Origin of the sequence: Paenibacillus sp. EKM211P (assembly GCF_011066175.1) — a bacterium.
GTDB lineage: Bacteria > Bacillota > Bacilli > Paenibacillales > Paenibacillaceae > Paenibacillus > Paenibacillus polymyxa.
This window is the reverse complement of the sequence record NZ_JAAMNS010000008.1, coordinates 1-21,272: the sequence shown is the minus strand read 5'-3', so window position 1 is coordinate 21,272 and position 21,272 is coordinate 1. Positions and strand designations below refer to the sequence as shown.

Genomic DNA, 21,272 nt, shown 5'->3' with positions numbered 1-21,272 from the left:
ATTTTAAATAACATAATTTCTCTATATAATGCCTTGATTTAATCGTCTAAGCAATAACAATAATCTTACTTTACTTAAGTTTATAGTTTAGGAGGGCTTCATGGTGTAAATTGAATCCCGAATGATATGCATGGTGCCAAGCACCAGAGCGGTTAACATGATAATTATAATGACGATGGCTATTACAGTAATCATGATCCCTTTATAGTTATTTAACGTTTCATTACAATATAATTTGGACTTCAATACTTCTTTAAGTTTATACTTTGAATATTTCATATTTTGCTCACTTCTCTCCTCGGCTCGCTATTTTTCATACTAATTAGCTTCTACCTAAGGAACAACAGCCAAAGCTTACAAAAACATTACTTTGTTGTAAGGTATAAAGACTGGACAGATATAACATTTTCTACAAAAAATGAGTCAGGTCTATGACCCGACTCATTTTAGTATCAATTGATGTTATAGCAGACTCATCGCTCTATCTCTTAGCTCCGCTGTCTCATTGCTTCGAATAATAACACTGTAGAGGCCATGGCTGCATTCAGTGACTCTGCTTGTCCCTGCATTGGAATGAATACTGATTCATCCACCATACTAGCGGTAGCAGCAGAAATACCTCGGCCCTCGTTGCCAATCACGAGCCAGGTGGATACACGCAAATCCACGGCATAGCATGACAAGCTTGCATCCAGCGAGGTGCTGAGCAAGCGGGCCCCTTTGCTTTTGGCCTGCGGCAAAAGCTCCTCCAGACTGCCTTCGATGACCGGCAGATGAAATAACGATCCCATCGTGGAACGGATCGTTTTGGGGTTGTACAGGTCGGCGCAGCCATGACCCAATATAACGCCTGCGGCTCCAGCAGCGTCCGCGCTGCGGATAATGGTGCCTACATTGCCGGGGTCCTGTACCCCGTCCAGCACCATCACCAGCGCATCTGGCTGCTCAAGTAATGCTGCGAATGCGCTCTGCTCCTGCTTACGCACGATAGCAAAGACAGACTGCGGCGTCTTGGTATCGGTGCATTTGGCAATGACCGCCGCCGACACGGGAATCCATTCCACCGGCTGGTCGGCTGAATCCAGACCATTCAGCTCGGCAGGAATCCCCTTGTCCAAATCATAGGCGACGCTTTCTACTGCCGCGTTCGAACGCAACGCTTCCTGCACTAGATGAATACCCTCAACAATATATTTATGCTGCCGTGTACGATGCTTTTTCTCCAGCAATTGCGACCATTCTTTTACACGCGCATTATTCGGTGAAATGATTTCCATTCGTTTAACCTTCCGTTCTATGGTCCGTTTCTTTAAAAATAAATGATGCATCACTTGTACTTGAACTTCAAATCTCTCTAAGCTGCAAAAGCCAGCTCCAGCTTGGTTAGATCGTCCTTGTGACCCACAATGACCAGCACATCACCCGCTTCAAGACGATCCTCAGCATAAGGTGAAATGTTCATCTCCTGGTTTCTGCGAATCGCCATTACATTGCAGCCGAAGCGTGCACGTATGTCTAGCTCCTTCAGATTTTTGCCGATCATGGAATCAGCGGCTCGCATCTCCAAAATACTGTAGTCCTTGGACAGCTCGATATAGTCCAGAATATTGGGAGATGTTAGATGATGGGCTACCCGCAGTCCCATATCCCGTTCAGGATAAACCACTTTATCCGCACCTATTTTTTGCAGCACTTTCCCGTGTAGTTCATTTTGTGCTTTGACCACAAGAGCGGGCACACCCATGTCCTTGAGAATCAATGTTGTTAGAATGCTGGCTTGTATATCTTCACCAATTGCGACTACAATTACGTCAAAATTGCGGATACCCAGTGCTCGCAGTGCTTCCTCATCCGTCGAATCGGCAGACACCGCATGCGTCACAATATTCGACATTTCCTGTGTACGCTGCTCGTCCGAGTCGATAGCCAACACATCAAAACCCATCTCACTCAGCGCGCTGGCAACACTGGAGCCAAAGCGCCCCATGCCAATGACCGCATACTGTTTTTTCGCCATTCCTTCTTTACCTCCCGCTCACCATACTGTCCGTCATAGTATAGCATATCATGCTACAAACATAAATTTTGGCATCCTTATTCCAAATGCTTCTCCATGTATACTGGACCACAGCCCAAGCCATAATACATTCGATCACTATTACAACATACGGGAGGTACACATGCCCATTACAATGGATTTACGACAAGCGATTGTTCACAAAGTTCACGGCAAATCAGAGGCTGATCTTACGGATATGATTATTGGGTCAGTGGATGGACCGGAAGCCGCTTTGCCTGGATTGGGTGTCATTCTTGAAATCGCATGGAAGCATATGAGTCCAAACCAGCAGCATGACTTCGTCCATTTGGCACATGAACAAATCGATAAAATCAAACCCGTGCCCTTAACCTAGCTCTAGCTACTCAACTTCCTGTTATGCTTTAATTGTGCTCATTATTTTTACCCGTATTCGAAAATGAGAATAGTCCACTCGCATTCATGTCGAGTGGACTATTCGTGGTATATATCAAATGACTGAGATCAGACTGCTCTGCATATAAAATTTTATGGAGCCATTTCCAAAAACTTAGCGGTCGGATTTTTTTCTATAGCCGTACGCATGGCATACTCATTTTCGAACAAGGCGACATAATTGCCTTTCTTATCTTTCACCAGCGTAGAGTTGATACGGAACTTGCTCGGATCAATCTGCTCATCCACAATCCAGCGAGCAAATTGGAACGGCATACGCTGAAGCTGTACATCTACCCCATATTCACCCTTCATGCGGTATTCAAATACTTCAAATTGCAGTTGGCCGACTACGCCTAGAAGCGTATCATCGAAGCTTACCGTACGGAACACCTGAATCATACCTTCTTCAGTCAACTGGTCAATACCTTTCAGATACTGCTTGTGCTTTAAAGCATTCTTTACAGTAACCTTGGCAAAAATCTCAGGTGAAAAGGTTGGCAGTTCATCAAATACAACCTCGCCACCTTGACTCAGTGAATCGCCAATGCGGAAAATACCTGGGTCAAACAAGCCTATAATATCCCCAGGGAATGCTTCTTCGACAATATCACGGTCCTGTGCCAAGAACTGCTGTGGTTGGGACAGCTTAATTTCCTTACCCATTCGAACATGTTTAACACTCATCCCGCGTTGGAACTTACCAGACACGATACGCAAAAATGCAATACGGTCACGGTGAGCCGGGTTCATATTGGCCTGAATTTTAAATACATAGCCAGTAAACTTCTCGTTCGTTGGCTGAATTTCCCCAACTGTACTGCGGCGCGGTTCTGGCTTAGGCGCAAGCTGGAGGAAGTTTTCCAAAAATGTTTGCACGCCAAAATTGTTAATCGCACTGCCAAAGAATATAGGCGTCAATTCTCCACGCTGTACTTTTTCCATATCAAAAGGGTCACCTGCGACATCAAGCAACTCTAAATCCTGGCATAATTGGTCGTGCAAATATTCGCCCGCCATCTCGCGAATAATCGGATCATTGTAACCTTCCACTTTTTGTACCTTGATCGTGGAATAGTCATCTCCCTGAAACAACTCAACCTGATTTTTGACACGATCATAAACACCGCACAGATCACGCCCAGTACCAATCGGCCAGTTCATCGGTACCGAACGGATACCAAGCACCTGTTCCAGCTCTTCCATCAGATCAAAGGGACTGCGTCCCTCACGGTCCAGCTTATTAATGAAGGTAAATATCGGTATTCCGCGCTTCGCACAAACCTGGAACAGCTTGATCGTTTGCGCTTCCACACCTTTCGCTACGTCAATCAGCATGACCGCACTATCTGCAGCTGTTAATGTGCGATACGTGTCTTCACTAAAATCCTGGTGACCTGGGGTATCCAGAATATTAACGCGATGCCCATTATAATCAAATTGCATTACTGAGGATGTTACCGAAATCCCCCGCTGTTTTTCAATCTCCATCCAGTCACTCGTCGCATGCTTGCTAGCTTTACGAGCTTTGACTGTACCTGCAAGACGAATAGCGCCCCCGAACAGCAGCAACTTTTCCGTCAGTGTCGTTTTACCCGCATCCGGGTGAGAAATAATCGCAAACGTACGCCGTTTGTCGACTTCCTGTTGAAGTATATCTGTTGTTTTACTCATTTCACATATCCCTTCATGATCAAATCCATTGCATTTCTGCTCAAGCTATTATAAAAAGGCCATGTTGCACGCCTATTTTCATAAGTTCATCGGCTCATTGCCGTTAGCTCCAGTATTCGGCATACTCCGTCACCATATTCATGATAGATACGATCTATTTACATGTTTTAGCCTGCCTTTAACGTATAATCAGTTGCAAACTGAAAACCTGAGACTAAGCTATTATAGCATACTCCGAACGCAAAGCATCCCCTTACATCCTGAACAGGACATAGGGGGATGCTGGACAAATCGGGATTACTGAGTGCCGCCTACTCGCCAGATGACATTATCTTCATCCTGACCGCTAACCGGCCACCACTTGTAGCCATCCTGCTCCAACAGCTTGTGAGCACCATCAGGTCCCCATGAGCCTGCAGCATAGGTTTCCAGTGTATCCGGGGTCTGCTGCCATGCTTTGGCGATTCGATCAACGAATCCCCACGCGGTAGCCACCTCATCCCACCGCGTGAAGTACGTCGAATCACCCTCGATCGCATCCATCAGCAACCGTTCATAAGCTTCCGGTGAGTTGATCCCCACCATACAGCTTTGGCAAAAATCCATCGCCAGCGGCTCAATATCTGACTCCGAACCAGGCTTCTTGGCATTGATTTTAATGTATATGCCCTCCATTGGATTAACCCGAATGACGAGCAAGTTGGGTTCGAGCTTATGCTTTTGACCGAGATATACATTGGTCGGCATGCTCTTAAATTCCACAACGATCTCCGTAGTTTTTACAGGGAGGCGTTTGCCCGTACGAATGTAGAACGGTACGCCAGCCCAACGGAAGTTATCAACAAACACGCGTGAAGCAAAATAAGTCTCTGTATTCGATTGTGGATCAACCTTGTCTTCTTGACGATACCCTGGCAACTGCTGACCGCGATAACTGCCCTCAGTATATTGACCACGTACCACGTTGGTCTTCACATCCTCAGATGATCCAAAAGGTCGTAGTGAACGCAGCACTTTTACCTTTTCATCGCGGATATCCTCTGGCAACAAACGACTAGGTGGCTCCATCGCGATCATCGTAAGCATTTGCAGCATATGGTTCTGTCCCATATCACGCAAGGCACCGGAATGATCATAATAACCTCCGCGTTCCTCTACCCCTACCGTTTCACTCAGCGTAATTTGCACATTGGCAATATGCTTGTTATTCCATAGTGGTTCAAAAAAGGCGTTAGCGAAGCGGATCACCTCGATATTTTGTACCATTTCCTTACCAAGATAGTGATCAATCCGATAAATTTCTTCTTCGGCAAATACTTCACGAATTTCAATGTTCAGTTCTTGTGCAGATTCGAGGTTGTAGCCGAAAGGCTTCTCTATAACCAGACGATTCCAGCCCTTGCCGTCCAACATGCCGCCCTCTTTCAAGCTCTTCGACACACTTCCGAATAATTCAGGAGCCAAGGCCAAATAAAACAACCGATTTCCCGGTATGTTAAACTTACCTTCTATAGCCTCCGTCTGCTGTCTCAGCTCATGAAACCCATCGACATTGTTGATATCCAGCGATTTATATTCAAAATGCTCGGCAAATGCCTGCCATTCTTGATCATTTTCTGCTTTATAGCGACTAAACTCCTGTATGGAAGAGTACAGGTCATTACGGAATTCTGCTTCTGTGCGAGGACGTCTTGCTACACCAATAACAGCAAAATCTTCAGCAAGCTTGCCTTCGCGGTACAAGCTGTAGATAGCAGGAAATAACTTGCGGCGAGCCAAATCGCCCGTAGCACCAAAAATAAACAGAACTGCACCTTGTGTCACAAGAGATTCTTTAACAGGTATGTCAGCCATGAAGTACCTCATTCTTCCCATGTCAAGATTCCGCAATCCACAATCCTCGAAATCCGCATGTAGTATTGTGTATATTTATACAAGATCATACTTGATTTTCGAAAAACATGGAACTAAAGATTTGATGACATTTTAACATATTCCACATGGATAAGCTATCCGATGAATCATAAATTTACCTTATAAGTCAGTATTCAATCGTGATAAGCGGAAAACCAAGTGTTATGCGTTTATCCTGCTGCTCCTTATTTTCATGTACAGCCATCTGCATCTGAACTTGATGCTCACCGCTTTGAACCATTAATGGCAGGTCTGGAGCTTCATAAGATACGGCTACTGTATTTACATCTGTGTATCTTTCTTTAGCCTGCATAGAGATGGTCCCTGCTAAGCTCGCTTCTGTTTGTTTCATCAGTTGATCCACGCTTTCCTTTGCTTGCAGCGAACGCTGAACGGAGGTGTTCCACTGCGCTTGAACCCCTATAGAATTTAATTGCTCGGCACAAAGCTTATGAAGCTGAATCAATTGCTCACGTCCTGTGTCACTGCTTTCCAGCTGAACGACTACATACCATTGTCCAGTTTGACGTTCCATCACATTTAAACGAATTTTCAAATCCTCACGATCACGAACAGAACGATAAAGTGTATGTCCATTTTCCACGAGTTTACTTGCTGTGGGTATATTCAGTTGATCAGCTATCTGTGCCGCTATATCTGCCGGATCTTCATAATTAGGAATCCAATCGCCTTGCCATTTTACAACTAGCTTATCCAGTGTACCCGGGGTTTGATCCGATAGGAATAACAACGAGCGTAAAGCCGTTTCTGCCTCGCGGGAATCAGTTCCGTTGGTCTGAAGAGTTCCGTAACGCCAGCCAGCCAGTACCAACACCGTTCCTAATACCAAAATCGCAATAACTCCCTTTTTAATCATCTCTACTTTTAACATGGACGTTCCTTCCCCTCCATAACCATACGTTCTCCGCATATCCACGATAGAATGCTTCTTTTTTCGGCTCGATTGAAATCTATGAATCTATCAATAGCATGCCCGTTGCCAGAGGTTTTATACGCAGAGGAAGTCAGCACAACCGTTCAGAAATATTCATTCGCCTACTGGGTGTTCGACCATACACCGTAGGCACTATAAGAATAGACTATAATCACAACGCATCTTACACCAAAAGAGGTGAAATCATGTTTCCCATTTATCCAGTAAATGAAGCCAGTGTGGCACCTCATGGCGGACGGATGGTCTGTGCCGTCATGCGTGATGGTACACGACACATCGGCATCTTAAGCGGGTGTAGCAAAGGCAAGCTGATGTTGAACGGATATCCATCCTCCTTTCCTGGTAGTCTCTATGCCGGAAGCTACAGTAACAAAGGAAAACAAAAAGCTAAAAAAATCTCCTCTAAAAAGAAAAAAAGGAATTCCAAAAACAAAGCTCGCCCTTCTGCCAAGCTAAATGCCTTTAATAGACCGCCCGACGAACTTCTAAATCCATACTTTCCTTATAACGTAGGCGAATTTGGCTCAAACGGAAATGGAAATTATGCAAATGGCAGAGCAGGCTATCGCGGCAGATATGGATACGGGGGAGGGCTTGCACTAGATCTGGCCTTAATCGCCTTTCTATTCCTCCTTATCTAAACGCCGTATTTCAGAACACAAAAGAACCGGAGGACCATTCATCGCCTCCGGTTCTTTGTATTTGTCGTTTTATAATCTACTCTGCTAAGCCGTTCTTATAGGCATAGATTGCCGCCTGTGTGCGGTCCTCCACTCCTAATTTGGCGAGAAGGTTCGTGACATGGAATTTTACCGTCTTAATCCCGATAATCAGTTCATCTGCGATATCCTGGTTAGACTTCCCTTGTGCCAACAAGCGAAGAACCTCCATCTCACGATCTGTTAGCTCTGTATGCGCGGGCGCTTCAGCCTGTGGCTGGCGGAATCGATTCATCATCTTAGAGGCCACCTGTGACTCGAGTACGGACTGTCCGCGTGCAGCTGCACGGATCGCATCCGCAATCTCGGAAGCACGAGACGTTTTGAGCAAATAACTGAATGCACCTGCCTCAATGACCGGGTACATTTTCTCATCATCCAAATAACTCGTCAGTACAATCACCTTTGTCTCTGGAAGCAGGCGTGTCACTTGGCGTGTCGTTTCAATACCATCCATGCCATCCATGACCAAATCCATTAAAATCACATTTGGCTTGTATTCTGATGCTAACCGTATGCCTTCTTCTCCGCTTCCAGCCTCGCCGACCACTTCAATCCCTTCTTCTGTCCCCAGCACTGCCGCAAGCCCGATCCGCACCATTTCATGGTCGTCTACCAGCAGCACGCTAATCGGTAATTCCGTTTCCATGATCATCGTTCCTTCCGCTTTCAACATAAATAACTGGCACAGACACCTCGATGCGTGTCCCTTTTCCCGGAGCCGTTATATACTGAATAGCCCCCCCAATTTCACTGACCCGCTCCTGCATGGTGGATAATCCATATGATGTCTGCTTTTTCTCATCCATTTCAAAACCAATACCATTATCCCGAATCGTCAGCCTAATGGAATCCGGGCGCTGCACGATACGAATTTCCATACGAGTTGCTTTGGCATGGCGCAATGTATTAGACATCGCTTCCTGAACAATGCGAAACAAGTGATTCTCAATGCCTTTAACCAACTGTACTCCGCTTTCCATCTCAAAATCAATCTCCATTGGTACTTTTGCCTGTAATTCCTGTACCAAATCACGCAAACCCTGCTCAAGCCGTTTTCCTTCCAGATAGACAGGCCGTAAATGAAGGAGTAACGCCCGCATTTCGGATTGTGCCACGGAAGACATTTCTTCAATTAATGCAACCTGACGTTGCGCTTTATCAAAATCCTTGTCCAGTGTCCTGCCCACAGCCGTCGCTGTCATTGAAATAGCAAACAATTGCTGCGATACTGCATCATGCAACTCTCTGGCCAGCCGCTGCCGTTCCTCTACGATCGCAGTCATTCGTGCCTGTTCTGCCAGCTGAGCATTATCTGTAGATAAGCGTTGTAAAGACGTAACTTGTTCCTGCCATTTACGCCCGATTCTTTCCAACTGCTCTCCTAGCCTGCCAAGCTCATCATGCCCTAGGGGAGGCAACTCACGTGCAGGGGTGCCCTTTTCCCACATTAGCAATGTCTCTCTTAACATTTCCAGTCTGCTTTTAAAGCGATAACTTTCATAAAATCCGTACATTGCGCCTGTACCAATCAACACCAGTATAACGGCTCCTGCTACTTTCAGTATCATTCCCCAGGTTGGGAACGACTTCACATATCCATATGTATACAGCATATAAAAGACAACTACACCCACAACAACACACAGGAGGATACCTTCACCCATACTGCGGGTTACCATGTTGGACGTTTTTTTATGATTCATCCCGGTTCCTCCTGATTCAATAAAATCGAATGCGGACATCGCCCGCCAGGTACGAAACGACAAACTTCACTTTATATTCACTCTGCTCAAAATGAGGAGACTTCCACACCAGTCGGTTGAGCATCCCTGCCTCATGGTCCCGGTCGAACTGAATCTGCCCGAACAATACGAACATCTCCACCTCTACACCGTAATTATCCGGCAGCGTGATGTCAATGTCACCGAAGATCCCCTGTAAAAATATGACGGGCTCACGCTCCTCTGGAAGAGCCAGCGTCAGGTCTGCATCCACATCCCCAACCACATGCCATATGCTTGTGCTGCGCAAGCTCCACGGCACTTCATCCCATTTGTGATTTGATATGAAATTGTGTTTGAATATGGAGCTTTGACCTTTATGCAGCTTTCTGGAACGTGAATAGAACACAGCCAGCGAAGCCAATGTGATCACCACAAACAAGAACAAATGATCCAGCACTAGTAGACCAGCACCGATGGCAAGCATCGTATAGCCCTTTTTGATTTTGGAATTGCGAATCTTATATATTCCCGCCAACATTAGGATCAGTGCAAACACGGAGAGGAACCCAATCCACTGACCGAATAAAACGATAATCCCGATGCCAATCCCTGCCAGTGCCAAGGCTGATTTTCTTCTCTCCATGCTGCACCCCCTTTTTTGTTTATACAGGAAGGAAAAGCCATAGTGGCGCAATTTATCGCCATATGGCTTCCCGAACCATACAGATTGAGCACTGTTATTGGTCAGTGTCCATCTATACAGCATATCATAATGTTTGGGTTCCGAGTAGTTAGTCCTTCTTCATATCTACAGGTTTAGCACCTGTCTGAATTTTGGACTTCAATTGTTGAAGCTGCTCATCCACTTTAAATTGTTTTTCAGCTTCTGCGGGATTAACATATGCCTCTCCCGGTGCTTGACGATAAGGGGCACGCAGTACGTCAGCTTCCGCCTCCATTTGCATGATTTTTTCCTCCATGCGGTGGAAGCCCAGCGAAGCAGACCCGCTTTCAATCGTGTGCAAGCTATTGATTTGCGACATTTGCTTTTTGGCTTTTGCCATTTGAGCACGGGATACCAGCTCATTACGCTTATTGCGCATTTTGTAGAATTCATCCTTCATTCCATGAAGCTGCTGTACCAGTTCTTTCGCTTGAAGCTCGGCTTGAGTGTGCAAGTCACGGTATTCATCCTGCTTTTGCACAAAATAAATCTTCTCGCCCAGCAGCTTGCGGGCTACTTCTTCCTGACCATTTCGCAATGCAGATTCGGCCTGCTTTTCGCGCTCATTGGATACACGTACAGCCTCCTCCAAGCGCTGTTTCATACGACGCTCATTTGCCATTTGCTTGGCGACCGTTACCTCAGCCTCGTGAATTTCTGCCTCCATATCACGCAAGTACTGATTTAACATGATAATCGGATCTTCAACTTTATCCAACATTTCATTCACCGATGCTCTTGTCATATCCTTCATTCTTTTAAAGATTCCCATTATTTACGTTCTCCCTTCTCGAATTGCTCTACTTTTTTACGTAACTCTTCCAGTTCCTTTTTCATTGCTTTTTTCTCGATATCTTCCATCATGGAATCCAGATCACTGTTGTGTCCTGCATTAAATTTGGATGAATAGCGGGCATCCTGACCAAACGGGTTCGAGTTGCCGTATGCTCCGCCTTGATTGTAACCAGTTCCTTGTCCGTACTGTGTTCTAGTATTACTACCGCCATAATAGCGCGGATCTTGCTGGGTATAGGGACCGCTATCTGGACCGAATCCTCCATCGTAAGGAGATCTTGGTTCCTTGGAAATAACCAACGCTGCAATCACATAAATCATAAATGTGGTGCCTGCTGTAATAAAGAAACTGATCACAACCAGAATACGTATCCAAGTTGAGTCCATTCCTGTTGCGTCAGAAAGACCGCCACATACTCCAGTTAATACTCTATCCCGGCTTGATCGGTAAATTCGGGTCATAATTTACTTACTCCTTCCCGCTGTTGTTCAGCTTGCTTTTCAATCTCGCCCACTCTTGTTCGAGTAGCGATCCACCGCTGTGAGCATCCCTTGTATACTCCTCACCCCGACGCAATTCACGCAGACTCATCGTTTCTGCTTCCATATCGGCTACCCGGTCTTCCAAGCGGTTGAACATTCGGGGAACATTTCGTCCACCGTATGTACCTGCCCGTTCGTTCATTTGCTGCTGGAGTCTCAACGTTTGTACACGTGCAGCGTAATACTGACGCTTACTGTGTACCGTTTGGTATTCTGTCTTTAATGTATCCAGCTGTTGCTCCAATTCACGTAATGATTCACGGCTCTGCTCCCACAGTTCTCTATACTGCTCTTCTTTTTCTGCATACAGCATTTTTTCCTGAAGGGCTAGCTTTGCGACGTGTTCCTCATCTGCCTTCAAGGCCAGCAGCGCTTGTTCCTCCCGTTTGGACTGCATGGACAATGCATGATCCAACTGCTGCTTCATTTGTCTTGTATGCACTGCATACTGCTGATGAAGCTTTTCCGCTTCGGCGATTTCCTGACGGGTATTATATAGAAACTGGTCAATGAGTTGTACCGGATCTTGACTTTGTTCCAAATGCTCATTGAAGGTTGCTACCGTAATATCACGCATTCTTCGAAAAACACTCATTGGCGTCTACTCCTTTCACAAGTTCGTATTTTCATCATTTCTTGCTCTTTGCTTTCGTACATTTTTCTTCATCCTCAAACTGTCACATTCAGTAGCGTCTTCTACGGTCACTCAGCATGGATACACCAAATATGATTAATCCGATTGCTAACAGTGGTCCAATAAGCCAGGACAGCTTGCCCAGTAAAATCAGTACCCCGAGCACAAGCACGATCCAACCGAAGAGCGCATTTCCTCTTTTCACACCGTAGTACCCCAACATAATCATGGCTATCGGAATTAAGTAACCAATCAGATGTCCTACAAAGTGACCGAAAAACGGAGTAAACTTACCGAGCAGCATAATCGAACCCAACACGATCAGTACAATGGCTAATCCATTCCCTTTGTTAACTCTCATTATCTCTCACCGCCTTTCACTGTGTCTTGCTTATGTCCTTATTGTACGCTGACCTAACGTTTGACAAAACGGACCCCAGACGGTTTTTGAACCTAGACCTAAGTCGGGGGTGAATATAGACCTGCGGCTAACCACTTCTACGCTGCTCTGCTGCAAGGGTTGTTGAGTGTCGCTTTCCTGCATGCTTAGAGCGTAGTGAAAGGACGAGACAAGCAAATAAGGCTACCGCTGCCACCATATAAGGCAAATTAATATGAACATCAAACAGCAGTCCTGCAACTAACGGTCCAATTACATTCCCCAAGCTGGTATAGGATGAGTTCATACCCGCTACAAACCCTTGCTCATCCCCAGCCTGCCGCGATAGAGAAGTGCTTACTGCTGGGCGAAGGATATCCATAGCCAGAAAAATGATAAAAGTCGTCAGCATAATCATCACGTACTGCTCGGCAAATAAAGTTAGGAAAATAAACAGTCCTCCAATAGCCAAGCAAAGGTGAATTACTTTTTTCTCACCAAAACGGTTAATGATCCAACCAAATATAGTTGCTTGAACAACTGCCCCCAAAATAGACCCTGTCGTTATAATGATGGCAATATCCATTGGTGTAAAACCATATTTATGGTCAACAAACAGTCCAAATACCGTTTCAAAATTTGCCAATCCAAAAGCAACGACAAATACAATGAGCAAGCCCATGAAATACGGAGATTGATAGGACTTCGCAAATTGCTGTAAAAGGTTTTCTTTTTCACGCGGAAGCTCTCTATTGTACTGTTGCTTTTCCTTGCTCAAAGACTCAGGCAACACGAGCAGAGACAAAATAGCCGCTATCCCTGCAGCACCTGCCGCCGCAAAGAAGGGAATACGTATTCCATAGGCAGCAAGCAAACCGCCAATCCCTGGTCCGATTATGAAGCCTGTGTTAATCGCTGCATTAATCATCCCCATACCCTTGCCTCTTTCTTCAAACGAGGTCACATCAGCGACGTAGGCCATAATAGAAGGAGTAAGCAACGCTGCCCCTACCCCGCCCATGATTCGTGCAACAAACAAGGTAGGGACGGAACTCGCCAGTCCAAAAACAAGCTCTGACAGCATGAAAATAAACATCCCAGAAACAATCAACTTTTTACGTCCATAACGGTCAGACAACTTTCCTGACAAAGGTGATAATAAGAGCTGTGTCAGCGCAAAGGCTGCAACCATTAGTCCCATTGAAGAACCGTTCATCCCTAGCTCACTTATAAATTTAGGTAAAACAGGAACGACTAATCCAATCCCCATGAATGCTAAAAAAATGTTAAGCATCAATAACAGCATTGCTCCCCGATTTCTTGTTAGTATAGACATATTTCCACCCTTCCTTTTCAGAACCCCTTTTATTTATCAGTAATAAATTTCAATATTCCAACTTCAAAAACAAAAAAACTTTAATTGTTTTATTAGTTTTCACATAAAAAAATAGCCTCTTTTAATACACACATATTATTAGGCTATTTTTGTTTTTCGACTAACCCAAATAACAATATATCTACAATGGAATAAGTTGCTTCCTCTACCGTCACACTGTTATCCAGAAAGAAACGCTGATCAAGCGTTAAATTCACTGAATCAATAATTAGCTTCATGATCAGAGCCTCATTTTTGTTCACAATAATTCCTTCTCGAATACCTTCCTGAATTAATGTTCTAATCGGGGACCAATCATTTAAATCAGCATGTACTCTTTTCCATTGCTCAGGATAATACTTTTTCATCTGGTCCAATATTCTTAAATCATAAAACTTATAATACAGCGGCATAACCCTAATCGACTGCTTAATCTTTTCTAACAAAGATAATTCATTGTTTTGGATAATTTGCTCCGTCTTTTGAATCATATCATCATTTGTACGCTCAATAAGTGTCTCTAAAATAAGAGTCTTAGACGAAAAATTTTCATACAACGTACGCTTACTGATGGCAAGTCTTTTCGCAAGATCATCCATAGTAAATTTCAATCCATTCTCATGAACTTCCTCTACAAAAGCTTCCAAAATTCTTTCTTGCATATGCATTCCTCATTTCTTTTACACTTAATAAACTATAAATGTTTTTTCAGTACCACTATCCTACTACAACCCCAAAGTCCCAGTCAAATATACTATTTAGAAAAGAAACTATGTGAAGTTCTTATCTTCATTCATCTGACACCCGATTAATTATGTAGCCGAAATTGAGAATGCAATTAATAAAAAGGGTGATAAAATGCCTTTAAGCTTTTATCACCCTTTTGTGTATACCGGCGAGAGGACTGAACCTCCACGGTTTCCCACTCGATACCGAATTAAATCTTGATAATACCTTGTTTGACGAAGGGGAAAAAGCGCTGTTCGTCGATTTCTACCCGCAAGGTAATCTGTCGATGTACTTTGGTATTGAGCAGCGGGATCAACTTCCGTAGCTATGGTCTGCGACAGGACTAACTCAGTTGCTCAGTATCGAGGAATTTTAGAATACTTGTACAACTTCTTTAATATCATCAATTTCCTCAAGAATTGCGCGCTCAATAGCAACCTTTAACGTAATCGTAGCACTTGGGCAACCATTGCATGCTCCCAAAAATCTTAATTTTGCTATACCGTTCTCAACTTCGACCAGTTCAGCATCTCCACCGTCACGCAGTAAGAAAGGACGTAGTTTGAGAAGAACTTCCGATACTTCATCGAATAAAACTCCATTTTCATCCATTATGTCAACTCCTCCCATTGTTTTACCAACCGTCATTCAGACCTTTTTTCATCCTAGATCGTCTGAGTGATCCTTTGCTTTTTGCCTAAGAGTAACCTCTTGATCCGAAAGTTCCCTTATAAGCGTATGAATAGAGTCTAAAGGTATCATCACACCACAACTTGCGCTCAATCCTGACAGCATATGGAGGCAGAATTGAAGTTTTCGTATCTCTCGGGTAATTTGAGCTAGTTCTGAATCGTCCGATTTATTTTTCTTCATTACTAGCACCTCTTTAAAGAATGATAAAGGTTTGATCTATTAAATTAATGAATCAACCGATGCTACCTTCCATCTCAAATTGAATCAACCGATTCATTTCAACGGCATATTCCATTGGCAATTCTTTGGTAAACGGTTCAATAAAGCCCATTACAATCATTTGTGTAGCATCTTGTTCTGTAAGCCCGCGGCTCATTAAGTAAAACAATTGTTCCTCAGACACTTTGGATACTGTTGCCTCGTGCTCCAAAGTAATCTGATCGTTTTTAATTTCATTGTATGGAATCGTATCTGATGTTGACATGTTATCCAATATCAACGTATCGCACTTAATATTGGACTTAGACCCTGCGGAATCGCGGCTGAAGCTGGACAACCCTCGGTAGTTTACTTTTCCGCCCTGCTTGCTGATGGATTTGGATATAATCGTAGATGTTGTCTCGGGAGCAAGGTGAATTACCTTCGCGCCAGCATCTTGATGCTGATCTTTACCGGCTACAGCAATAGACAGGATGGACCCCTTGGCTCCCCGTCCTTTCAATAATACTGCCGGATACTTCATTGTTACCTTGGAGCCGATGTTGCCGTCCACCCATTCCATTGTGGCATTTTCTTCTACCACAGCCCTTTGGGTTACCAAGTTGTAGATATTAGGAGCCCAATTCTGAATGGTCGTGTAACGGACACGGGAATCTTTCCGGCAAATAATTTCAATAACTCCACTATGCAAAGAACTGGTACTATAAATAGGTGCTGTACATCCTTCAACATAATGGACAAAGCTGCCCTCCTCGGCAATAATTAATGTCCGCTCGAATTGACCCATATTTTCAGAATTAATACGGAAATAACCTTGTATAGGAACCTCGCAATGAACACCCTTCGGAATGTATACAAAGCTACCGCCTGACCAAACCGCACTATTAAGCGCCGCAAATTTATTGTCTGCGGGAGGGATGATCGTCCCAAAATGTTGCTTAAACACTTCGGGGTATTGCTTTAATGCAGTATCCGTATCAAGGAAAATAACGCCCTGATCCTCCAGTTCTTTCCGCATGCTGTGATAAACTACTTCCGACTCATATTGAGCGGATACGCCCGCCAGGAACTTTTGCTCCGCTTCAGGGATTCCCAGCTTGTCAAAGGTTGCTTTGATCTCGGAAGGAACCTCCTCCCAGGTCTTTCCCTGTTTTTCAGAAGGGCGAACGTAATACTGGATGTCATCAAGATTTAGCCCGGTCAAATCCGCTCCCCATTCAGGCATCGGCATTTTGTAGAATTGATTCAAAGCTTTCAACCGAAAATTGAGCATCCATTCCGGCTCTTCCTTGATCCGGGAAATTTCCCGGACAATCTCTTCCGTCAGACCTTTTCCAGATTGAAAAATAGACTGGTGCTTGTCGCGAAACCCATATTTATATTCGCCCATATCTGGTGCTTTTTTAGCCATTAGTATCACTCCTTTTTAACCTTTCAAGATTCATTTTGATTTGCTATGATCTGCCGAGCTTGCTTTCCACTAAATCTTTTAGGCGACTGCGAACACCTTCCAGCGGGATCTCCGAAATGACAGGAGCGAGAAATCCGAAAATAACAAGATGTTCGGCTTCACTCCGTGATATCCCGCGCGACATCAGATAATAGATTTGCTCTGCATTTACTTGCCCCACGGATGCAGCATGACCCGCGGTTACATCATCCTCATCTATCAGCAGGATCGGATTGGCATCGCCGCGAGCTTTAGGACTTAGCATAAGCACGCGTTCTGTTTGCTGACCATCACAATGGGTTGCACCTTTTTCAATCTTTGTAATGCCGTTGATAATGGCCGTAGCTTCTTCAAGCATGACTGCACGCGTAATCATCTGGCTTACCGAGCTTCTGCCAAAATGCTGAGCTTGAGTAGTATAGCTCGATTTTTGATTGCCCGTGCCAATAGCAATTACCTTATTGTCGGAGACCGCCCTGTTGCCTTGTAGCAAAGTCTTGGTATCGCTGGCAGTATAACCATTGTTCATCTCACCGATAATCCATTCCACATCCCCATCAACAAGAACGACCGCCCGTCGCTGGGTGAAATCCGTTGTAGTTGCAGCAAGCTGATGAACCGAAGCTACTTGCACCTTTGAGCCCGCCCCCGCGAAGACCTCCGTCACACCGTTATGCAATACCTTGACATCATCACCACTCGATACACAATTATCCACATAAGTGATCTTGCTGTTGCTCCCTGCCACAATTAAGACGTGAGGAGCAAAACACACACCGCTTGTATCGTTAAGAAAGATCGCTTGAATAGGTGCTTCAACCTCTACACCGTCTGGGACATATAGAAAAACGCCACCACTCCATAAGGCACTGTGTGCAGCAGATAAACGATGTTCTTCTGGCTTTACTGCCTGAAAGAGATAACGTTGAACCAGCTCCTCATGCTCTTTTGCCGCAGTATGCAGATCCGTTAAAATGACTCCCTGGGCGGCTAAGCTCTCGGACAATTTCGTATACACTACATCCGAGTTGAACTGAACGATTAGTCCGCCTTTCACCGGAGAAGTAACCAAACCTCGAACAACCTCCGGCGCTTCCTCCAAACTAGACCACGCATTCTCAGCTTTGTAATCTCCACTTTCGTAGATATCCCATTTTTCAAGATTGATTTTCTCCACTTTAGGCAACTCCAGGGTCCCTGCCAGTTCGAGTGCATGAACGCGGCGTTCAATCAGCCAACGAGGTTCATCCTTAGCACTTGACCATGCGCGTAAATCGTCCACATTCATTGAAACTCTAGCTTGTATATCCACGTGCTGTTCCTCCTCTCCGGCTTTTAAGCTTCCCTTACCGTCTCATCCGTAATCCCAAGTTCCTCCTTCACCCAATCGTACCCTTCAGCCTCCAAACGATGGGCAAGCTCCGGACCGCCAGATTTAACTATCTGGCCTTGCATCATGACATGCACAAAATCCGGGGTAATATAATTCAACAATCGTTGATAATGGGTGATGATTAAAAAGCCTCTATCCGGGCTGCGCATCTCATTTACGCCATTGGCCACAATACGCAGTGCATCAATATCAAGCCCTGAGTCCACTTCATCCAGGATCACAAACTTGGGTTCAAGTAGCATCATTTGCAAAATCTCATTCCGCTTTTTTTCACCGCCAGAGAATCCCTCATTCAAATAACGATGCACAAATTCCGGGTTCATCTCCAGCCCCTTCATTTTGCTCTCCATTTCACGGATAAAACGGATTAAGGATATCTCATCGCCTTCTTCACGCCGTGCATTGATGGCACTTCTGAGAAAATCCGAGTTGGTCACGCCAGCAATTTCACTTGGGTATTGCATAGCGAGGAACAAGCCTGCCTGGGCACGCTCATCCACCTCCATCTCCAGAAGGTCTTCATTGTCCAATGTCACCTTACCGCCAGTAACCTCATATTTGGGATGGCCCATTAAAGCTGAAGCCAATGTACTTTTCCCCGTCCCATTAGGCCCCATAATCGCATGAATCTCTCCGCCATGAATCTCCAGTGTGAGCCCTTTTAAAATTTCTTTCCCTTCAATCTTGGATCTTAATTCCTCAATCTTTAATGTCGTCATTTATCATAAACTTCCCTTCGGAGTATTCTTCGGCACGCGCCACCAAATCACTCATAAATTTTCCAATAGTCTGCAGCTCAACCTCTGAATAGGATTCAATGAATTGGTAAAACCTTTCTTCTTTTTCTTTGTGCAGTTCTTTATGCAAATGATAAACGTGTCTTCCCTTATCCGTTAAACTAAAGTAAATCTCCTTACGATTGCTGTTCAGTTGACTTTTCATAATGAAGCCCATTTCCAGCAGCTTTGCACTAATTTTAGTAATACTAGCTTTGGACAACCCCATCTTCTCCACAATCCCGGTATGATTTATCGGTTCATAATCACCAATGCAATCAATAACGTGTACACTAGTAATATTGTTGGAGAGCATGTCAATCTGGTACTTTCTGGCCTGTTGCCGAAACGAGTTAATTTCTTGTTCAGTATACAGCTCATTCAGATGTAGCATTTTAATATATTGCTCGTAAAGATGACCTTTAAAATGATTTTGAAACTCCAATTTCCCAATCTCCCCTCTTTTGTAGTAGTTGCAGACCAAGTTTAGTGTCACCATTAGATTATTTTTGTTCACTAGTAAACAAAGTTATATTAACACAATTGATATTGATTATCAATATCAATTGTGTTAAATGTGATACAATTTTGGAGGCACTTTTCATCATGGGTTTGTTGTCATTGTCATCGGCCTCAGGCTGTGTTTTGACTAGGGCACGTTCTGGAAATGGTTTTGAATACCTCTGATCAATCCTGCTTTGCGGGGGTTGAACAATGGAACCAATTTGGCAGCACCCGGATGGATCTGGTAACCGAAGCCAAGTCCAAGACCGTTGCCTATGAACGTCATGGTACACCTGCCAAAGACCGGGGTCGCTATCGTAAAAGAGGACAAAGGTGGTGCTTGGCCGAGCTGTTTTAAAGCCGTATCGCCGCGTTTGAGTACGCTATCGTGAGCATGTATAGCAATGAATAATCAGTCAGTTGCCTGTGTCTGGATATGTTATGAGGCCAAAGAGTATACCAAAAACTGTGGTTTTTGCTGGTGAATCCGAACAGGCGATGCTCCATTCTAGCCAGCACCGATCTGACACTGGAGATGACCTAGATCATCGAACTTTATCCGCCCAGTTCAAAATCAAATGCACCTTCTGGGCGCTAAAGCAATCCATCGGCGGATTAGCTACCACTTTTGTAGCAAATCCATTCCGAAGCTCAACTGGTATTTGAAAAAGGATCGGGTTCACCCTCTGGAGTTGTTGGAAGAGGAGAAAGCGCAACGGGACATCCGCCTAACTGTAAAGATGAGAATGGTAAACGATAACCAAAATGGATCCCTACGGGGCTTAAGATAAAAGGAACCAAGAAAAGAGCCGAAATCTTGCTTCAGGAAGCCAGAAAGAATTATCATATGGAAGGACAAGCACTTGCGTTTGAAAACGAAGATATGCTGCAAGAGTAAAAGCGGCTACTCCATCCGGTAATCAAAGGTGTCTTCAGCTCAAGCAATGAGTGGGGTACTAAAGCTCAAATAAAAAAAGTTCATTAGAGAATGTCTCTAATGAACTTTTTTAGTTAATACCGGCGAGAGGACTCGAACCTCCACGGTTTCCCACTCGATTTTGAGTCGAGCGCGTCTGCCATTCCGCCACGCCGGCATATTTAATTATGGAGGCGCCACCCAGATTTGAACTGGGGAATAAAGCTTTTGCAGAGCTTTGCCTTACCACTTGGCTATGGCGCCAGAATATAACTAAGCGGACGACGGGAATCGAACCCGCGACCCTCGCCTTGGCAAGGCGATGCTCTACCGCTGAGCCACGTCCGCATAAGATGGCTGGGGATATAGGATTTGAACCTATGCATGACGGAGTCAAAGTCCGTTGCCTTACCGCTTGGCTAATCCCCAATAAGAAAGGGCGGCCGATGGGGCTTGAACCCACGAATGCCGGAGTCACAGTCCGGTGCGTTAACCACTTCGCCACGACCGCCACAGGAAAAGAAGTAATTGGCAGGGGCAGCAGGAATTGAACCCACACCAACGGTTTTGGAGACCGTTGTTCTACCTTTAAACTATGCCCCTATAAAACTGGTGGAGGATGATGGATTCGAACCACCGAACCCGTAAGGGAGCAGATTTACAGTCTGATGCGTTTGGCC

At 44.7% G+C, this 21,272-nt stretch carries 21 protein-coding genes, 6 tRNA genes and 1 pseudogene; 3 read left to right on the top strand and 25 right to left on the bottom strand.

Annotation, left to right across the window (positions count from 1 at the left end):
• Window positions 1–488: 488 nt before the first annotated feature.
• Window positions 489–1,277: a TrmH family RNA methyltransferase gene (locus G9G57_RS13420; protein WP_164965060.1), complete on the bottom strand. Its 789-nt coding sequence runs from the start codon at window positions 1,275–1,277 to the stop codon at window positions 489–491.
• Between the two features lie 77 nt (window positions 1,278–1,354).
• Window positions 1,355–2,023 (bottom strand): annotated as a pseudogene (locus G9G57_RS13415) (potassium channel family protein); the annotation flags it as partial.
• 157 nt (window positions 2,024–2,180) lie between these two features.
• On the opposite strand from G9G57_RS13415, the gene G9G57_RS13410 reads away from it, so the two are divergent.
• Window positions 2,181–2,414 (top strand): small acid-soluble spore protein SspI, encoded by a 234-nt coding sequence (locus G9G57_RS13410; RefSeq protein WP_016819939.1) that lies wholly within the window; start codon window positions 2,181–2,183, stop codon window positions 2,412–2,414.
• A gap of 152 nt (window positions 2,415–2,566) precedes the next feature.
• Here G9G57_RS13410 and G9G57_RS13405 read toward each other — a convergent pair whose 3' ends face one another.
• From G9G57_RS13405 to G9G57_RS13395, 3 genes are all read right to left on the bottom strand, one after another.
• Window positions 2,567–4,147: a peptide chain release factor 3 gene (locus G9G57_RS13405; RefSeq protein WP_164965059.1), complete on the bottom strand. Its 1,581-nt coding sequence runs from the start codon at window positions 4,145–4,147 to the stop codon at window positions 2,567–2,569.
• 297 nt (window positions 4,148–4,444) lie between these two features.
• Window positions 4,445–6,001, bottom strand: coding sequence for a glucose-6-phosphate dehydrogenase (zwf, locus tag G9G57_RS13400; RefSeq protein ID WP_164965058.1), 1,557 nt, complete (start codon window positions 5,999–6,001; stop codon window positions 4,445–4,447).
• A 187-nt stretch (window positions 6,002–6,188) separates the two neighbouring features.
• Window positions 6,189–6,953 (bottom strand): YwmB family TATA-box binding protein, encoded by a 765-nt coding sequence (locus G9G57_RS13395; RefSeq protein WP_164965057.1) that lies wholly within the window; start codon window positions 6,951–6,953, stop codon window positions 6,189–6,191.
• A gap of 248 nt (window positions 6,954–7,201) precedes the next feature.
• On the opposite strand from G9G57_RS13395, the gene G9G57_RS13390 reads away from it, so the two are divergent.
• On the top strand, window positions 7,202–7,657 hold the full coding sequence (locus G9G57_RS13390) for a hypothetical protein (protein WP_016819935.1): 456 nt from the start codon (window positions 7,202–7,204) through the stop codon (window positions 7,655–7,657).
• 76 nt (window positions 7,658–7,733) lie between these two features.
• On the opposite strand, the gene G9G57_RS13385 is transcribed toward G9G57_RS13390, so the two are convergent.
• The 14 genes from G9G57_RS13385 to G9G57_RS13320 all read right to left on the bottom strand — a co-directional run bounded on the left by G9G57_RS13385 (window position 7,734) and on the right by G9G57_RS13320 (window position 19,617).
• Window positions 7,734–8,384, bottom strand: a complete 651-nt coding sequence (locus tag G9G57_RS13385; RefSeq protein WP_013372995.1) for a response regulator — start codon at window positions 8,382–8,384, stop codon at window positions 7,734–7,736.
• Window positions 8,362–9,441, bottom strand: coding sequence for a sensor histidine kinase (locus tag G9G57_RS13380; protein WP_164965056.1), 1,080 nt, complete (start codon window positions 9,439–9,441; stop codon window positions 8,362–8,364). Before G9G57_RS13380 ends, G9G57_RS13385 begins: the two co-directional genes overlap by 23 nt.
• A gap of 16 nt (window positions 9,442–9,457) precedes the next feature.
• On the bottom strand, window positions 9,458–10,105 hold the full coding sequence (liaF, locus tag G9G57_RS13375; RefSeq protein WP_164965055.1) for a cell wall-active antibiotics response protein LiaF: 648 nt from the start codon (window positions 10,103–10,105) through the stop codon (window positions 9,458–9,460).
• Between the two features lie 148 nt (window positions 10,106–10,253).
• Entirely contained in the window at window positions 10,254–10,958 is a 705-nt protein-coding gene (locus G9G57_RS13370) for a PspA/IM30 family protein (RefSeq protein ID WP_016819933.1), read from the bottom strand.
• Entirely contained in the window at window positions 10,958–11,443 is a 486-nt protein-coding gene (locus tag G9G57_RS13365) for a PspC domain-containing protein (RefSeq protein WP_016819932.1), read from the bottom strand. Before G9G57_RS13365 ends, G9G57_RS13370 begins: the two co-directional genes overlap by 1 nt.
• A gap of 7 nt (window positions 11,444–11,450) precedes the next feature.
• Window positions 11,451–12,119, bottom strand: a complete 669-nt coding sequence (locus tag G9G57_RS13360; protein WP_164965054.1) for a PspA/IM30 family protein — start codon at window positions 12,117–12,119, stop codon at window positions 11,451–11,453.
• 88 nt (window positions 12,120–12,207) lie between these two features.
• A complete protein-coding gene (locus tag G9G57_RS13355; protein WP_017428655.1) occupies window positions 12,208–12,519 on the bottom strand; it encodes a LiaF transmembrane domain-containing protein in 312 nt (103 codons plus the stop codon).
• A 127-nt stretch (window positions 12,520–12,646) separates the two neighbouring features.
• On the bottom strand, window positions 12,647–13,873 hold the full coding sequence (locus G9G57_RS13350; RefSeq protein WP_164965053.1) for an MFS transporter: 1,227 nt from the start codon (window positions 13,871–13,873) through the stop codon (window positions 12,647–12,649).
• A 143-nt stretch (window positions 13,874–14,016) separates the two neighbouring features.
• Window positions 14,017–14,574, bottom strand: coding sequence for a TetR/AcrR family transcriptional regulator (locus G9G57_RS13345; RefSeq protein WP_016819928.1), 558 nt, complete (start codon window positions 14,572–14,574; stop codon window positions 14,017–14,019).
• Between the two features lie 439 nt (window positions 14,575–15,013).
• Window positions 15,014–15,253 carry a NifU family protein gene (locus G9G57_RS13340; RefSeq protein ID WP_013373004.1) on the bottom strand — a complete coding sequence of 80 codons (240 nt, stop codon included), beginning with the start codon at window positions 15,251–15,253 and terminating at the stop codon, window positions 15,014–15,016.
• Window positions 15,254–15,566: 313 nt separating this feature from the next.
• On the bottom strand, window positions 15,567–16,964 hold the full coding sequence (gene sufB, locus G9G57_RS13335; protein WP_025365814.1) for a Fe-S cluster assembly protein SufB: 1,398 nt from the start codon (window positions 16,962–16,964) through the stop codon (window positions 15,567–15,569).
• Between the two features lie 43 nt (window positions 16,965–17,007).
• Window positions 17,008–18,315, bottom strand: coding sequence for a Fe-S cluster assembly protein SufD (sufD, locus tag G9G57_RS13330; RefSeq protein WP_446724831.1), 1,308 nt, complete (start codon window positions 18,313–18,315; stop codon window positions 17,008–17,010).
• 23 nt (window positions 18,316–18,338) lie between these two features.
• Window positions 18,339–19,115, bottom strand: a complete 777-nt coding sequence (sufC, locus tag G9G57_RS13325; RefSeq protein WP_016819924.1) for a Fe-S cluster assembly ATPase SufC — start codon at window positions 19,113–19,115, stop codon at window positions 18,339–18,341.
• On the bottom strand, window positions 19,096–19,617 hold the full coding sequence (locus G9G57_RS13320) for a MarR family transcriptional regulator (RefSeq protein ID WP_016819923.1): 522 nt from the start codon (window positions 19,615–19,617) through the stop codon (window positions 19,096–19,098). The genes sufC and G9G57_RS13320 overlap by 20 nt, the downstream gene beginning before the upstream one ends.
• A gap of 222 nt (window positions 19,618–19,839) precedes the next feature.
• Here G9G57_RS13320 and G9G57_RS13315 point away from each other — a divergent pair, with 222 nt between their 5' ends.
• Window positions 19,840–20,034, top strand: coding sequence for a hypothetical protein (locus tag G9G57_RS13315; protein WP_164965052.1), 195 nt, complete (start codon window positions 19,840–19,842; stop codon window positions 20,032–20,034).
• 657 nt (window positions 20,035–20,691) lie between these two features.
• Here G9G57_RS13315 and G9G57_RS13310 read toward each other — a convergent pair.
• From G9G57_RS13310 to G9G57_RS13285, 6 genes are all read right to left on the bottom strand, one after another.
• A tRNA-Leu gene (locus G9G57_RS13310) sits at window positions 20,692–20,770 on the bottom strand.
• Window positions 20,771–20,781: 11 nt separating this feature from the next.
• Window positions 20,782–20,856 (bottom strand) — tRNA-Cys (locus G9G57_RS13305).
• 12 nt (window positions 20,857–20,868) lie between these two features.
• A tRNA-Gly gene (locus G9G57_RS13300) sits at window positions 20,869–20,940 on the bottom strand.
• Window positions 20,941–20,946: 6 nt separating this feature from the next.
• Window positions 20,947–21,021, bottom strand: a tRNA-Gln gene (locus G9G57_RS13295).
• A gap of 9 nt (window positions 21,022–21,030) precedes the next feature.
• Window positions 21,031–21,103 (bottom strand) — tRNA-His (locus tag G9G57_RS13290).
• An 18-nt stretch (window positions 21,104–21,121) separates the two neighbouring features.
• Window positions 21,122–21,195 (bottom strand) — tRNA-Trp (locus tag G9G57_RS13285).
• Window positions 21,196–21,272 lie beyond the last annotated feature (77 nt).

Excerpts from the sequence above, each read along its gene's own strand:
- G9G57_RS13420 (WP_164965060.1), bottom strand. The coding sequence starts at position 1,277 with ATGGAAATCATTTCACCGAATAATGCGCGTGTAAAAGAATGGTCGCAA.
- G9G57_RS13410 (WP_016819939.1), top strand. The coding sequence starts at position 2,181 with ATGCCCATTACAATGGATTTACGACAAGCGATTGTTCACAAAGTTCAC.
- G9G57_RS13405 (WP_164965059.1), bottom strand. The coding sequence starts at position 4,147 with ATGAGTAAAACAACAGATATACTTCAACAGGAAGTCGACAAACGGCGT.
- zwf (WP_164965058.1), bottom strand. The coding sequence starts at position 6,001 with ATGGCTGACATACCTGTTAAAGAATCTCTTGTGACACAAGGTGCAGTT.
- G9G57_RS13395 (WP_164965057.1), bottom strand. The coding sequence starts at position 6,953 with ATGTTAAAAGTAGAGATGATTAAAAAGGGAGTTATTGCGATTTTGGTA.
- G9G57_RS13390 (WP_016819935.1), top strand. The coding sequence starts at position 7,202 with ATGTTTCCCATTTATCCAGTAAATGAAGCCAGTGTGGCACCTCATGGC.
- G9G57_RS13385 (WP_013372995.1), bottom strand. The coding sequence starts at position 8,384 with ATGGAAACGGAATTACCGATTAGCGTGCTGCTGGTAGACGACCATGAA.
- G9G57_RS13380 (WP_164965056.1), bottom strand. The coding sequence starts at position 9,441 with ATGAATCATAAAAAAACGTCCAACATGGTAACCCGCAGTATGGGTGAA.
- liaF (WP_164965055.1), bottom strand. The coding sequence starts at position 10,105 with ATGGAGAGAAGAAAATCAGCCTTGGCACTGGCAGGGATTGGCATCGGG.
- G9G57_RS13370 (WP_016819933.1), bottom strand. The coding sequence starts at position 10,958 with ATGGGAATCTTTAAAAGAATGAAGGATATGACAAGAGCATCGGTGAAT.
- G9G57_RS13365 (WP_016819932.1), bottom strand. The coding sequence starts at position 11,443 with ATGACCCGAATTTACCGATCAAGCCGGGATAGAGTATTAACTGGAGTA.
- G9G57_RS13360 (WP_164965054.1), bottom strand. The coding sequence starts at position 12,119 with ATGAGTGTTTTTCGAAGAATGCGTGATATTACGGTAGCAACCTTCAAT.
- G9G57_RS13355 (WP_017428655.1), bottom strand. The coding sequence starts at position 12,519 with ATGAGAGTTAACAAAGGGAATGGATTAGCCATTGTACTGATCGTGTTG.
- G9G57_RS13350 (WP_164965053.1), bottom strand. The coding sequence starts at position 13,873 with ATGTCTATACTAACAAGAAATCGGGGAGCAATGCTGTTATTGATGCTT.
- G9G57_RS13345 (WP_016819928.1), bottom strand. The coding sequence starts at position 14,574 with ATGCAAGAAAGAATTTTGGAAGCTTTTGTAGAGGAAGTTCATGAGAAT.
- G9G57_RS13340 (WP_013373004.1), bottom strand. The coding sequence starts at position 15,253 with ATGGATGAAAATGGAGTTTTATTCGATGAAGTATCGGAAGTTCTTCTC.
- sufB (WP_025365814.1), bottom strand. The coding sequence starts at position 16,964 with ATGGCTAAAAAAGCACCAGATATGGGCGAATATAAATATGGGTTTCGC.
- sufC (WP_016819924.1), bottom strand. The coding sequence starts at position 19,115 with ATGACGACATTAAAGATTGAGGAATTAAGATCCAAGATTGAAGGGAAA.
- G9G57_RS13315 (WP_164965052.1), top strand. The coding sequence starts at position 19,840 with ATGGTTTTGAATACCTCTGATCAATCCTGCTTTGCGGGGGTTGAACAA.